Here is a 14474-nt window from a genome sequence, read left to right on the forward strand (position 1 = left end):
ATTATGCATATTAATATAGTATAGGAGAATTTTAAAATATGAAAAATATAGATGTTTTGTTAATCAATGTTCCAACCAATAGGGGCTATAAGAAGGATTTAGCAGATGTGATATCAATGCCACCTTTAGGATTACTTTATATAGCATCTCATCTTAAAAAAGAGGGCTATGAGGTTCAGGTTATTGATATGGCTGTTAATTATTACAATAAAAACGATTTTGTGAGTTTACTAAATAGAACTAAGCCTAAAATTGTAGGCATATCAACCTTTGTTGAATCATGGTTACCTATAAAAATAGTATCAAATTTAATTAAGAATACATTAAGTGATGTTGTAGTTGTCGGAGGAGGGGCCTGTGCTACTTTCTGTAACGATCAAATATTAAAAGAGTTAGATTTTGATTATGTAATTTTTGGAGAAGGGGAATTTGCATTTTCTCAACTATGTGATTGTATAATAAAACAACAATTGGATATAGAATCAGTAGATGGAATATCCTATTTAAAAGAAGGTAAGGTTCATATAACTAAACAAAAATCTAGGATAAAAAACTTAGATGAATTAGAAATTCCGGATAGAAGTTTTATAGATTTAAAGAAATATGTATATCCAATTACTATATCTACTTCGAGAGGATGCCCAGGAGATTGCATTTTCTGTTCTTCTCGAGCATATTGGGGAAAAGAAATATACTTTAGATCACCAGAAAATATATTAGAAGAAGTCTTAGAAATAGAAAATAAATTTAATTTAAATATGTTTTTTATAATAGATGATACATTTACTATAAATGCTCAAAGAGCTATAAAGTTTTGTAATATATTAAAGGATACAGGTAAAAAGTTTATTTGGGGATGTGAATCAAGGGCAGATGTTGCTAGTAGTGAGCTTCTACAGAGTTTATATGATGCAGGTTGTAGAAAAATTCAATTTGGCATGGAAAGTGCTAATAATGAAATATTAAGAAAGATTGGTAAGAAAGTTACTGTTGAGCAAATTGAGAATGCAGTAAAAATAGCTTCTAGTATTGGATTCGATATTAATGTTTCATTTATTATGGGACATCCATTCGACACTCACGAAACAGTACAAGAGACAATATTATTTGCTTTAAAGTTACGAAGATTATATAAAGCTAATGTTTTTGGTAGTATATTAACTCCTTATCCAGGTACAAAGATTTATGAGAATATGAAAAGCTATGAAATGGAATTATTAACAGCTGATTGGAATAAGTTTACAATGGACAATGCAATTATTAACACTAAACATTTAACAGCTAATGATTTAAGAGAATACTATCAAAAGTTTGTTAATGTACTATTAGGAAAAACAAATGAATTTGAAATTTTTAAAGGAGACTTAAATGGTAGAGTTGAACAATGTCTATAAAAAATATAAAGGGAATACTTTTTATAGTGTAAAAGATCTTAGCTTTAAAGTTGAAAAAGGATGTATATTTGGATTACTTGGTAATAATGGAGCTGGAAAATCAACAACAATGAAATTATTATCAACTTTGTATAAACAGGATTCGGGATCTATATATATATCAGGTTATGATACCATTAAAAATCCATCAAAGGTAAAGCAAAATTTAGGGTATTTATTTGAAAATCCAATGTTATATGAGCAGTTAACTGGTGAAGAAAATATAGTGTATTATGCAAAATTATTTAAGGTTGATAAAGAAGTTGTGTATTCTAGACTTAAAAATTTATATGAAGAATTACATGTAGACTTTCAGAATCAAAAAGTTAATACTTATTCAAAGGGAATGAAACAAAAAATATCCTTTATACGATCAATTATTACTGATCCCAAAATAATATTAATGGACGAACCTACAGGTGAACTTGATATTATTTCTAGAAATTTAATTAGGTTATATACGAAAAAATTAAAGGAACAAGGGAAAACAATAATTCTTACTTCTCATATAGCAGAAGATATAGATTTATTATGTGATAGGGTTGTGATAATGAATAAGGGAACTATTTTTGAACATGATACTATAAAAAATCTTAAAAATAAATACAATGCTGATAGTTTTGAAAATGTATATATTTCTATTCAAGATAAAATTGAAAAGGAAGGAATGTGTTGATGTCATTTATTCATATAACATTAAAGGAAATAAAAGAGTTAACAAGAGATAAGAAAAGCTTAATCTTTAATATCTTATTTCCATTGTTAATAATTATATTTATATCAATAACATCAGCATTATTAGGAAATTATTCTAAGAAAAAAAGTGACAAGATTACTATAGGAATCAATTCTTTGTATATAAAAGAGCAATTAGGAGATTCAAATACTTATTATGAGTTTGTTGAAAAAAGTCAGGAGGATATTGAAGACGATATTAAAAATGAAAAAATATCTTTAGGTGTTATTTTTGATGAATCAAAAGAATCTGTTATTTTTTTTCAAAACAGTGCAACTAAAGATGATCCATATATGGAAGCTTTAAAGGATGATATTTTAAGCAATATAAAAATAATATTATTAGGTAATATAAATTTACCTTCAGTCCAATCAATCATAGAATATAGGGATAAGGATTATAATAAAATTATTTATAATGTAATTGGAGTAATATGTTCTTATATAATAATCTTATTATCTATGAGAATAAATAATTCAAATGCCTATTATTTATCTACAAAAGAAAAAGCTTCAGGGACTATACAAATTGTATTAAGTTCTCCATTATCAAAAATGCAAATAATATTAGGCAAATGGTTATCTAATTTAATTTCATGCTTTTCTATAGCAATAGTTATTTTCTTACCAATATATTTTGTTTTTACAATGCTTTTTAAAGTATTTCTTAAGGTAGATTTAGATTTAGTTAGTAAAATTCCTTTGCTAATATTTAATATATTAGGTTTTTGCACGGTATTTTCATTAGCTCAAATTACCTTTGGATTAATAGCTAAGAGTGTAAAACAAGCTCAAGTATATTTAGTTTACCTTCCATGGGTTTTGCTTTGTCCAATGACTATAATTTTTGGTATGGATATTAATACGTTGAATTCATATAGAAGTGCTTTAGGGTGGTTTGATTTTATACCTATAGTAAATTTTTATGACTTAATACAAATGAGTATTAGATATGATTTTAATATTTATAAAATTGGGGTTATATTAATATCTAATATTATAGCAATATTTGTCTTTATAGTTATACTTTTAAGAGCGTTTGAAAGTGAGGACATGCTTTATTTTACTGATTAAAAGTATAAATAAATAGGAGGAGTTGTTAATTTGAATTATTTATTTATAGTATTTTGTGCAGCCGTTGGTGTCATATTTGGGCTTGTACTTAAAAAAAATAAAAAAATTAAATAATAAAAAAAATTGTATATATTTGAATATTCAACTTATATACAATTTTTTTATTATTAGTTATGAAAGGATAATTTTAATGAAAAAATATTTATTTAAATATAAACTACTATTTATATTGAGGTGTTTTACAATCCTTGTTTGTAGTATTCTTGATATATCATTGGCTTTTCTTTTAGGATATTTAATTCAATTAATAACAAATAGAAATTTTGATAAGCTTTTTCATAATGGATTAATTATAATTATAATTTTTTTATTAAGTTATTTAATAATTAGTTATTTAAACAGATACATAAGAGCTATTTACATGAAGAAAACTTTAATTACATTAAAGAATGATCTTTTTAATAGTATTATTAAAAAAGATATGAAGGAGTTTACACTGAATAATAGTGGAAAATATATTTCTATTTTGACTAATGATATGAAGATTATTGAGGACGATTTTTTTAATAACATATTTAACTTAATAAGTTTTAGTTTAAGCTTTTTTATTGCACTTATATCCTTAATTAGCATAAGCGTATACATTACATTAACAATAGTTATATTGGGGTTTTTTACATTTATTATCCCAACCATATTATCTAATAAGTTAATATATAAAAAAACAAGGTATTCTCATTGCCTTGAAAACTTTACATCAACAACTAAGGATATGCTTTCAGGATTTGAGGTTATAAAAAGCTTTAACTTATATAATAAAGTTGAAGAAGTTTTTGGTAAGTCTACTTATAAAATGGAGGAAAGTAAAAAAGATTATACACTAATGGAAGAATTCATAAATTTATTGGCGGCTTTATTAGGTTTTTCTATGTTTATAGGTGTTATTATGGTAGGTGGCTTTCTTAACTTGAGAGGAATAATAAGCTTTGGGTCAATAATAGCTTCAGTGCAGCTTATGAACAACATAGCAACTCCATTAAGTAGTAGTGTAGCTATTCTAAATAGAATAAAATCAATAAAAAACATCTCAAATAAAATTGAAAGTATACTACTAAGTAATAACAAAGAAGATATTAAATTAAATAAAATAAATAAATTTAATAAAAGCATAGAATTAAAAGATGTTACCTTTGGATATGATGAAAATAAAAATGTACTAGATGATATTAATTTAACCTTTGAAAAAGGGAAAAAATATGCAATTGTAGGTGAGAGTGGATGTGGTAAAAGCACCTTAATAAAATTAATTTTAGGTTATTACAATGAGTATTATGGACAAATACTGGTTGATAATTTAAATTTGAAAGCTATAGATTTTAATGATTTTTATAATCATATATCAGTAATAAATCAAAATGTATTTATGTTTGATGGTACTATTGAAGATAATATAGGATTATATTCAAATTATAGTAAGGACACGATAGATGAAGCCTTAGAGGTATCAGGATTAAAAAAATTTATAGATAAGCTTGAACTAGGTATAAAGGATTCTGTAGGGGAGAATGGGAATAAATTATCTGGAGGAGAAAAGCAAAGAATTGCTATTGCTAGAGCTTTAATAAAAAAATCTTCTATATTAATTCTAGACGAATCAACATCTTCTCTTGATAATGAAACATCTTATAATATAGAAAATTCTATATTAAACTTAGATTATATTACTGCTATAGTTGTAACTCATAAATTAAGAGAAGATATATTAAGAAAATATGATGAAATCATTGTTATGAAAAATGGAAGGATTATTGAAATTGGTAAATTTTCTTCATTAATAGAAAGACACGAATACTTTTATAACTTGTATTATCTTTATGGAGGATTAGAAACTACTTTGACTCAATAAAATAATATATAAAGATTAAAGGAAAGCTTTTTAGCTTTCCTTTATTTCTTTTTTGTTCCTTCCAAGCAATTTTATAGAACATGTTACCCCAAGGGGTTTTAGTATATTCAAAATGTTCATCGATTTTAATATCCATTTTTAATTACCTCCTATAATGTTGCAATTATTAGGGACTTTATGTAATAATTATATAACATACATTTACAATTATAGCAATAATTATACAAGTATCATACCATTATTTCTTAAAAATTACCAAATTTCTAGGGGATCTAATGATCAAATTTTCTACAATGTGGGGCTAAGAATCACTTGATACTAAAAAATAAATAATTGATTTTTCAAATTGAAAAAAAGAGCTTCACTTAGTGATAAGTTATTTAGTTATAAGTTGGAGTGAAATAGTTAGGAATATTTAATTTAACTTGTCACTTGTAACTTTAAACTTGTAACTTAATAAATTGTAAGGGGGTAGAGTTATGTTTAAATTTCCAGAAAATCTTTATACTGATGTAAGAATTGAGGATGTATTCGAGACAAATATTGTATACACATTAGGGGATTTAGAAGAATCGAAAATTAGAAAGTATAAGGCTGCTTTTTTAAGGGTTTTTGACGGTGTGAGATGGTATTATTCATCAATATCTGATGTGAATTCAATCCAAGATGAAATTAATAAGCTTTGTAACATGGCAAAGCCAAATGCAAATTTGAATGAAAATCCTATAGTTAAAAAATTTGAGGTAAATAAGGGTCAATATTTAAAGTTTAATGATGATAGTATAGAACATATAACCAAGAAAGAAAAAGATGAACTTTTAAAATCATATTTTAAAGTTATTGAGGGTAGAGAGTCTATAAAAATGTGGAAAGCTACTTATATTGACTGTAAAAAGAATTTTGAATTTTACTCTAGTAAAGGAGCAAATCTTATCTTTGATGCTCAAAGATCTGGTTTTGCATTAGAATTTGACTTAGTAAATGGTGATAAAAACTTATCTGAGAAATTTAATAAGGGGTCTAATTATTATAATGATTTAAAGGAACAAGAAGATAAGTTAATAACTTATATTGAAAAATGTGAGGAGTTCTTAATGAATTCGAAAAAAGCTAAACCAGGAAGATATACAGTGGTTTTATCACCAATTGTGGCAGGTGTATTTGCTCACGAAAGTTTTGGACATAAGAGTGAATCAGACTTTATGGTTTGGGATGAAACTATGAAAAGGGAATGGGCAATTGGGACTAAGGTGGGTTCTGATATTTTATCAATTGTTGATAGTGGACAAGAAAATGGCAATGGGTATGTTCCATTTGATGATGAGGGAACTAAGGCAAGAAAGACATATTTAATTAGGGATGGAGTTCTTACAGGAAGACTTCACAGTGTATCAACTGCTGCACAACTTCAGGAGGAAGTAACAGGAAATGCACGTTCAATGAATTATGAATTTGAACCTATCGTAAGAATGACATCAACTTATATACTTCCAGGAAAGAAAAGTAAGGAAGAACTTTTCTCTGAAATTAAAGAAGGATTTTATATTGAAACTTTTAAATATGGATCAGGAATGTCTACATTTACAATAGCTCCATCCCTTGCATATAGAATTGAGAATGGTAAGATCGTAGAACCTGTTGACATATCTGTAATAACTGGTAATGTATTTGAAACTCTTTCTGAAATAGATGGACTCTCTAATGAACTAGAAATATGGTCAAGTGCATTAGGGGGATGCGGAAAAATAGAACAATATACGTTACCAGTGGGATTTGGTGGACCATATGTAAGAGTAAGAAATATGAATGTTCAATAGGAGGGAATGTTATGCTAAAAGAAAAATATATAGAGAATATTAAAGAGACTTCCATTAGTATTGCTAATTCCAATATAGATGCTGTAAGACTTAAAAATGACACTAAAACAAGTCTTAGAGTGTATAAGGATGGAATTATTGGCGTTGCAGGGGCTATAGGAAAATATAATGAGGATGAACTTGAAAAACAAGCAATAGAAGGGTTAGAACAAAATATTCCTTATCCATATCAGCTTTCAGGGTATAGAAAAGAAAATGTTGATAAAAGATTAGAAATTATTAAAGAAGAAGAATTAGTAAGTGAAGTTGATAAATTCTTGTGTGAACTTAAAAATAATCATCCTGAATTTAGTTTTTCAAATAAAATAAACTTAAAAGAAACTAGTACAAGAATTTTAAATGATAATGTATTAGATCTTCAATATGCAGATAGAGGCATTACTATACAACTTTTATTCAAGCATAAGAACTCATCAAGTCTTTTTGATGGGTTTATAGGAGCTGAAGAAAGAAAATATGATAGAAATTTATTACTTCAAGAGAGTGAAATTATTCTAAATACATTTAATAATAAAGTAAATCTTCCTAAAAACAAGAAGTATCCAGTGGTATTTGCACACTATATTCCAGTAAATAAATTAATAAATGATTTAAGTGGAAAGGCATTTGGTACTGGTAGTTCATTATTTTCAAACAAAATAGATGAAAAAATTTTTAGTGAAAATTTTACATTTCACCAATCACTTAATCCTCAGGATGTTATAAATATGCCTTTTTTTGATGCAGAAGGTGTGGTAAATAATGATTATAGGTGTACACTTATTGAAAATGGAGTATTAAAAGCTCTTTATACTGATAAAAAGACATCAACAAAGTTTAATTTACCTTTAACAGGAAGTTCAACTTCTTTTTATGATGGTGTTCCTGTTGTCTCACCTTTAAATTATAAGATTAAGGAAAGTAACAACACATTAAAGGAACTTATTGGTGGAGATATGGCTATTATTAGTATGATGGCAGACGGAGGAGAATTTACGCCAAAAGGTGATTTTGCAACTCCTGTTCAATTAGCATTTTTATTTGATGGCGAGAAGATATTAGGAAGGTTACCAGAAATACAATTTACATCAAATATTTATGATATGTTTGGAAATGGATTTAGAGGAGTGTCAAAGGATAATTTATTACCATTTTCAACTAGCAAGTTTGTGGTTATGGATTTAGATGTGAGTACTATTTAGATGAGTAGGTCTTTATAATGAAGTTGAATATGCGTATAGTTAAAAGACATTAGATATGTATAGTCTTTGTTAGTTGAAAGTTGAATGTGGATAGTTGAGAGTTAAGGATGAAATCTTCTTATGAAGATTTATAAAATAAAAAGATATTATTAAAGAAAATCTGTGATTTTCAACCACAACGCTCTAATCTCAACTATAATTATCAATTTTTAATTAGAACTTTGAGTATCTACTTTTTATAATGATATTTTAAAAGCCATCACTAATTTATAGTGGTGGTTTTTAAGACATCTCTAAAAAATAATAAACCAGTATTCTTGTCTAGTTGGAATAATACTTCATGGTCAAAAGTCACTAATAGCACTACTATAAATGACCTTTTCAAAATATGAATTTATTAGAGAATTCATTTCTCATACTATTTGTTACTAATTCAAGGCTTTTATATGCATAGTTAATAACATATATAAATAAACATAAAAGGATTTACTAAGAATAAGGAATAAACAAAAAATACAACTGAAATTTGGTATCTTTATATTGTAAAAAATCATTAAGAATTTATATTAATCTTTAATGGGTTTTTATTATTAATAAATGCAGTAAAAAAACAATGTAAAATAAAAAATTAGATAAAGCTTAACTTATGTAAAGTTAAATTTTTTTATAAATAACACGGTGAAATTTATAAAAATAAAGTAATATAATAATTAAAAAATAATAAATTTAATTTAAAAAATTAGGCTAAAATAAAATTATAATGATGAAACTATTTATAAATTTTTATATTAGTTTCAACCTAATTTTTTTTTATTTTATGTAGACAGCTTTTGAAAATGTCCCTATATATAAGATATTAATTAAGTAAACTATGTATATTATAACTCCTTAATATATGTACATTTATAAAGATATTTATACAAATATCTTTATAAATAAAATAAAAAACAAATATATATATATTTATATAATTAAAAATGTAAATGTAAACAATAAAGTTTACAAATTAATCGATTTATATGTTTGCAAAAAATGGCATATATTTTAGTATTTAATTTTAATTATATTTCTATAAATACAATTACAAAATTATTTAAAAAAATAAATATATAAATAAAAACATAAACATAAACAATTATGTTTACAAATTAGTAATTTTAAAGTTTGTTTTATAACTTGAATTTTTATTATTTTAAATTAAATGATTTTAGTATATAGAATGTGTTTACTTAAATAATTATATAATTAATTGTTTAAACATAAAGACAACTAAAGTTGTTTTGTATATTCAAATTATATATTTAGGCATATGAAATAAAAGAATAGACCAAAGAGGTATCGTATATTTTATATGAGGCAAGGAGAAAAGTTTAGTTAATAGTAGGGGTATTAGCTGAATTTGCTGACGAAGTATGATGCAAAATAGACAAGCATACAGGTCTATTATTTTTTGAATGTGCATTAATCAGATAATATAGATCTTAAATACATTATAATTATTTTACTATTTATAGTTAAATTTATTTCAAATAAACTTATTGAAAAGATATTTAATAGATATTAAAGTTAACTATTTTCAATTTAATGTGAAACAATACGGATTTTCTCACCAATTATAGTACATATTAATATAACTGTATTTGCTGTAAAGAAAAATATAAAATTTTTTGAGTGAATCTAACATCCTTATTTTTGTTTTAATGTAAATATTATAAAATTTTTTAAAGTATTTCCAATATAGTACGATATATATAGCAATATAAAAAAATGGAGGGGTAAATGTGATGAAAAACAATAGACATTATTTTAAAAAAGCTTTAGGTTTTCTTTGTATAGCTTTACTTTTAGGAGGAGCCATTTCGGTTAAGGCAACAACAAATGAAAAAAATGTTGATTTTAATTTAAATAGTTTGATCACAAAAAATGAAGATGTACGCGAAGTTAATAATCTAGGACAAATTAATAATAAAACTATAAAGATTAAAGAAGAATTAATAAAAAATAAGAAATTAAAATCGCAATCGATGGTAGATGTTCCATTAATAAGTTTAGAGGAGTCATTAACTGCAGAAGATAATACTGATTTTTACTTTTTTAATGTTGATAGCACTAAAACTATGCTAATGAATATGGTATCAAGTAATTCAAATTATGTAGCACAATTAGGAATAGTTAATTGGCAAGATGGAACGTTTAATCCAACAGATATATATGTATTTTCTGGTAATCAAATTAAATTAGCTAATTTACCAACAGGTAGTTATGGTATTAGGGTATTTTCAAATAATAACACTGTTGGTGATAAATATACTCTTAGAATGAATGCATTAAATCCAGGTGGTGATAATTCTACAATTTTACGAAAGTCTGATTCATTAAAATATTTAACAATACAATATGTTAATAAAGATATATATTCAAATGGAAAATATGTTTGTAATCTAGACAAGGACAATTCACAATTAAATTGGGAACGTGAATTTTATTTTCCGAATAGTGGAGGATATACTAGTCGTAAGCATAGTATTTCTGATATGAAAATTAAGTCTGTATCAGGACCTGTAAGCTATAAATCATCGTATGCAAGTTCAGCTAACGCAATGTTAATTTATCTAGACAAAGGAACTTTGTTTACCTATTTTGAATCAGCATTTCAATCTGGTGTAAATACATCCTATCATAATTCTTTTGTTGATACTACTGGAAAAACAACACCTAGAAGGATTGATGCTGAGGATATGACAACTTACGGAGATCATATATTGGTAGTAGATTTAGATACAGGTAAGTCAATTGACTTTTTTAGCGTACTAAATTTTTATTATGCAAGTGGAATTGAACCTATACCAACAATAAACTTTTTGAATTAAGTGATAAGTTTATTTAAGTCACATGAAAGAAAATAACAAGTCAGTACATTAATGCATTTGATTTGTTATTTATTTAAATGTAACTAAGTAAGTAATTAGGGAGAAGGGAATTTAACAATGAAAATTGATATTACACATATAGTAAAGAGTTCAGGGATTACACCTATTAGTGATGAATTAAAAAGTATGAAAATTAAAAGTTGTGACTATAACCCACTAAAACCAATTACCTATGATGAAGCGCAAAATAGGGAATATTTTAATACGGATGTAAGTAAAGTATCTAAAGATGAATTTATAAAACAAATACAAAACAATGGACTTGATAAAGAGATAAATTGGGATTCATTAAATTTGAATTTAGTGAATGTTAGTGGAAATATTTTAAATAATAATAATTTTAGTGACAGTTTAGACTATCTATCATCGCAGTATTCAGTTTTAAAAAATCAGATTCAAGAGAATTTTCAAGGGGAAGACTTAAAGAAGCAAATAAGTTTACTTGATAATATGTTTGAGAATACAATAGATAGGTATTCACATGAATTTTCAAATATGGTTGGTGGATTTTTAGAAAATAATGGATTAAGTGGAGAAAAGGACAAAATTTACAATAGTATAAAAAATATATATTCAGAACAGGTTAAAAATTACTCCAAATATATAGATGAAAATGATAACTATGCAAATATTAAAAGTCCTAAGAATAAATGGTTAGAGAAAGATAATTATTATATGTCCTCTAAGTTAAGGGGGGTTTGCAAATCAGGAGATTATAAGGATTTAGATAAAACCTATAGTAAAGATGAACTTTCTGTAATGTCAACTTTTGTTAATAATATTAAAAAACCTATATATTGTGAGTGGGAGTTTGACCAAAACGAAGAAGCCCTAGGACTTAATTTTGGTATAATAGAACTAAAAACCAATATATTGTTAGAAAATTCTAACTTGAGAGACGATATTGTAGATAAAATTAATATTGTAAAGAAAAATTATTATCATAATACTATAGAGAATTATGATAATAAATATGCAAATTCTCAAAAAATTGTACAAGATAAAAGAGGATTTGCAAGGATGGACAAACAAGCTATTAACGATGTATTTAAATTTGTAATAAATAAATACAATAATAGTAATAATATTTTAGATACAATTAATGAAAGCCTAGATTATGCAAAAAATAAATATGATGAAAAACGGAAAGATATTAAATATAGCGATATTTATAGATATAGCAATGATTCAGAGTTTTTTAAAAATATGGATAACATAAAATATAAAAACTATTATGGAGAAAATAAAACAATTAAAACCACTATAATAGACAATTGGAATGAGTTCATAAATGAAGTTACTACTAAAAATAAGGAGAGTTTGATAATTAAAGATAATACTTATTATAATTTTGCATGACATACACTCAAAAGTATTATATAAGAAACAGTTTGTATAAAATATACATGGAATCTTGGAATTGTTATTTTCTTTCATGTGCCTAATATGTAAATGGTTTAGAATTGGTGTGTAACAAGTTAATCTATAAAAATAAATACAAAAATATAAACGTAAACACAAATATATACATATATATTTGTGTTTCTGATTGTGTAATATAATTATTAAATAACATATAAAGATTAGGTGAAAACCTTATAAAATATAATGTTAGAGGTGTTCTTCTTCACTATGTTCGGAAAAACTTATAATTAAATTCTATATTTTAATTAAAGAATTATCTAAGAAAAGTGAGGGTAAGTAGTGTAAATAGTTGAGAGTGAAGGATAAAATCTTCTTAGAAAGATTTCTAAAATAAAAATATTTTTTAGAAAAACTGTAGGTTTAAATTTCAATTCAAATTAAATATTCTCATAAAATAAAAATTATCTAATGAAAATAGAATGATAAATGTTGGTGAAATCTGCTTGTCTACGATAATTATAATTCTATTTTCAAGGATAAATGAATTTTATTCTTAATCTTAAATTTCTTTAAGATAATCTATACCTACAATTGTATCTCTATTTTCTGTAGGTGTTCCATTGGTATTAACAATAACACTGTGGGTTAAGCCTACTACAAAGTTACCTTGGCTAGATGAATATACAATATATGTTTTTTGAAGTGCTTTATTATATATAGTTCTTTCTTCTTTTATATCATCAGGCAAGACTGAATACACTAGTTTTATTGCATCCTCATAGTTCATACTTGAAGGGTTATCTTCGGGAGCATAGGTGTATTCACATAGGGTTTCACCATATCTTTTATCATCAAAATTAGGAAATTTAGACATTAAGTCTGTAGTTACAAATCCATCATAGGTTTCATAGAAATAGTATTGTCCAGGGTAAGTGTCGTAGTTTAATGTACCTTTGTTTACATTCATATATTTTTCAGCAATTTTATTGTTAATAGCTTCTTCATTTTTATTAAGGGTTTCAATTGCTTTATTATAGCTGTTATCTAAGGAAGAATCTCTTTTGATTTTATTACTGCAACCACCTGATATAACACAGAGTATTATTAAGGTGGATAAAAGCAGCTTAAATTTTTTCATTATACATTCCCCCATATATTATTAGATTATAAGTATAAATATGTATATAAAGTAAATATTCTACATTAATTAAGAATAACCTTTTAAAAATATATAAATTTTACTATATAAAAGGAATATTTATCATATTTTAATTTACTAATATTGTATTTTTTATATAATATTAGGTATAATATGTTTGATATAAATTAAAAAGGGGATGTATAAATGAAAAAAGGTAAGTTTTTTAAAAAAGTTTCTTTATTTTTATTTGCACTAACTACATTATGTATTGTAGGTGGGGCTGGGGCTAATATAAAGACAGCAATTGCTAGACCGGTTTGTACATGTCCAAGTCCAGACATAGAAACTGTGTATCATGAAAATGGTTTCACGAGATACCATTGTAGAAATTGTGGATGGTTCTACGATTTTAAATATTAATACATTTAATCAAAAAACAGGAATGCCAAATTTATTTGGTGCTCCTGCTTTTTTGTGTAACGAATACCACGGGCTATGCCCGTGGTTCTAAAAAGCTTATAGCTATGAGTAGAAAAAAGAAACCCCCTTTGTTAAACTCAAATTAGGTTCGCCAACCGAAATGAGAACAAAGGAGGTTATCCAAATGGATACACAAAGTTTAGCACACAGCAAATGGAATTGCAAATATCATATAGTATTCGCACCTAAGTATAGAAGGCAGATTATATATGGAAAGATAAAGGTTGATATAGGAAAAATATTAAGAAAGCTTTGTGAGTATAAAGGCGTAGAAATAATAGAAGCAAATGCATGTCAGGATCATATACATATGTTAGTAAGCATACCGCCGAAAACTAGTGTAGCGCAGTTT

At 25.5% G+C, this 14474-nt stretch carries 12 protein-coding genes; 10 read left to right on the forward strand and 2 right to left on the reverse strand.

Going from position 1 to position 14474, the window contains the following annotated elements; translation table 11 throughout:
• Positions 1-38: 38 nt before the first annotated feature.
• From BM119_RS14080 to BM119_RS14095, 4 genes are all read left to right on the forward strand, one after another.
• Positions 39-1394, forward strand: coding sequence for a B12-binding domain-containing radical SAM protein (locus BM119_RS14080; RefSeq protein ID WP_090042383.1), 1356 nt, complete (start codon positions 39-41; stop codon positions 1392-1394).
• A complete protein-coding gene (locus tag BM119_RS14085) occupies positions 1369-2109 on the forward strand; it encodes an ABC transporter ATP-binding protein (RefSeq protein ID WP_090042385.1) in 741 nt (246 codons plus the stop codon). Before BM119_RS14080 ends, BM119_RS14085 begins: the two co-directional genes overlap by 26 nt.
• On the forward strand, positions 2109-3242 hold the full coding sequence (locus BM119_RS14090; RefSeq protein ID WP_090042386.1) for an ABC transporter permease subunit: 1134 nt from the start codon (positions 2109-2111) through the stop codon (positions 3240-3242). Before BM119_RS14085 ends, BM119_RS14090 begins: the two co-directional genes overlap by 1 nt.
• A gap of 190 nt (positions 3243-3432) precedes the next feature.
• A complete protein-coding gene (locus tag BM119_RS14095; protein ID WP_143087329.1) occupies positions 3433-5148 on the forward strand; it encodes an ABC transporter ATP-binding protein in 1716 nt (571 codons plus the stop codon).
• On the opposite strand, the gene BM119_RS19985 is transcribed toward BM119_RS14095, so the two are convergent.
• Positions 5132-5284 (reverse strand): hypothetical protein, encoded by a 153-nt coding sequence (locus BM119_RS19985; protein WP_177199438.1) that lies wholly within the window; start codon positions 5282-5284, stop codon positions 5132-5134. The genes BM119_RS14095 and BM119_RS19985 overlap by 17 nt on opposite strands.
• Before the next feature lie 343 nt (positions 5285-5627).
• On the opposite strand from BM119_RS19985, the gene BM119_RS14100 reads away from it, so the two are divergent.
• The 4 genes from BM119_RS14100 (at position 5628) to BM119_RS14115 (ending at position 12495) form a co-directional block, all read left to right on the forward strand.
• Positions 5628-6965: a TldD/PmbA family protein gene (locus BM119_RS14100; RefSeq protein ID WP_090042388.1), complete on the forward strand. Its 1338-nt coding sequence runs from the start codon at positions 5628-5630 to the stop codon at positions 6963-6965.
• A gap of 11 nt (positions 6966-6976) precedes the next feature.
• Positions 6977-8206 carry a metallopeptidase TldD-related protein gene (locus tag BM119_RS14105; protein WP_177199439.1) on the forward strand — a complete coding sequence of 410 codons (1230 nt, stop codon included), beginning with the start codon at positions 6977-6979 and terminating at the stop codon, positions 8204-8206.
• A gap of 1784 nt (positions 8207-9990) precedes the next feature.
• Positions 9991-11076: a hypothetical protein gene (locus BM119_RS14110; RefSeq protein ID WP_143087330.1), complete on the forward strand. Its 1086-nt coding sequence runs from the start codon at positions 9991-9993 to the stop codon at positions 11074-11076.
• Between the two features lie 117 nt (positions 11077-11193).
• Positions 11194-12495, forward strand: coding sequence for a hypothetical protein (locus BM119_RS14115; protein WP_090042391.1), 1302 nt, complete (start codon positions 11194-11196; stop codon positions 12493-12495).
• 565 nt (positions 12496-13060) lie between these two features.
• On the opposite strand, the gene BM119_RS14120 is transcribed toward BM119_RS14115, so the two are convergent.
• A complete protein-coding gene (locus BM119_RS14120; protein WP_090042393.1) occupies positions 13061-13639 on the reverse strand; it encodes a hypothetical protein in 579 nt (192 codons plus the stop codon).
• Positions 13640-13846: 207 nt separating this feature from the next.
• On the opposite strand from BM119_RS14120, the gene BM119_RS14125 reads away from it, so the two are divergent.
• The gene (locus BM119_RS14125) at positions 13847-14062 is read left to right on the forward strand and encodes a hypothetical protein (protein ID WP_090042394.1); all 216 of its coding nucleotides are present in this window, start codon (positions 13847-13849) and stop codon (positions 14060-14062) included.
• Positions 14063-14246: 184 nt separating this feature from the next.
• Positions 14247-14474: IS200/IS605 family transposase (gene tnpA / locus BM119_RS14130; protein ID WP_143087331.1), on the forward strand; the 228-nt coding region annotated here is incomplete at its 3' end.

The sequence above is a fragment of the Clostridium frigidicarnis genome (assembly GCF_900111985.1).
Lineage (GTDB): Bacteria > Bacillota > Clostridia > Clostridiales > Clostridiaceae > Clostridium_Z > Clostridium_Z frigidicarnis.

Bases quoted from the DNA above. Each gene is read 5' to 3' on its own strand.
- BM119_RS14080 (WP_090042383.1), top strand. From the start codon at position 39: ATGAAAAATATAGATGTTTTGTTAATCAATGTTCCAACCAATAGGGGC.
- BM119_RS14100 (WP_090042388.1), top strand. From the start codon at position 5,628: ATGTTTAAATTTCCAGAAAATCTTTATACTGATGTAAGAATTGAGGAT.
- BM119_RS14105 (WP_177199439.1), top strand. From the start codon at position 6,977: ATGCTAAAAGAAAAATATATAGAGAATATTAAAGAGACTTCCATTAGT.
- BM119_RS14125 (WP_090042394.1), top strand. From the start codon at position 13,847: ATGAAAAAAGGTAAGTTTTTTAAAAAAGTTTCTTTATTTTTATTTGCA.
- BM119_RS14110 (WP_143087330.1), top strand. From the start codon at position 9,991: ATGAAAAACAATAGACATTATTTTAAAAAAGCTTTAGGTTTTCTTTGT.
- BM119_RS14095 (WP_143087329.1), top strand. From the start codon at position 3,433: ATGAAAAAATATTTATTTAAATATAAACTACTATTTATATTGAGGTGT.
- BM119_RS14115 (WP_090042391.1), top strand. From the start codon at position 11,194: ATGAAAATTGATATTACACATATAGTAAAGAGTTCAGGGATTACACCT.
- BM119_RS19985 (WP_177199438.1), bottom strand. From the start codon at position 5,284: ATGGATATTAAAATCGATGAACATTTTGAATATACTAAAACCCCTTGG.
- BM119_RS14120 (WP_090042393.1), bottom strand. From the start codon at position 13,639: ATGAAAAAATTTAAGCTGCTTTTATCCACCTTAATAATACTCTGTGTT.
- BM119_RS14085 (WP_090042385.1), top strand. From the start codon at position 1,369: ATGGTAGAGTTGAACAATGTCTATAAAAAATATAAAGGGAATACTTTT.
- BM119_RS14090 (WP_090042386.1), top strand. From the start codon at position 2,109: ATGTCATTTATTCATATAACATTAAAGGAAATAAAAGAGTTAACAAGA.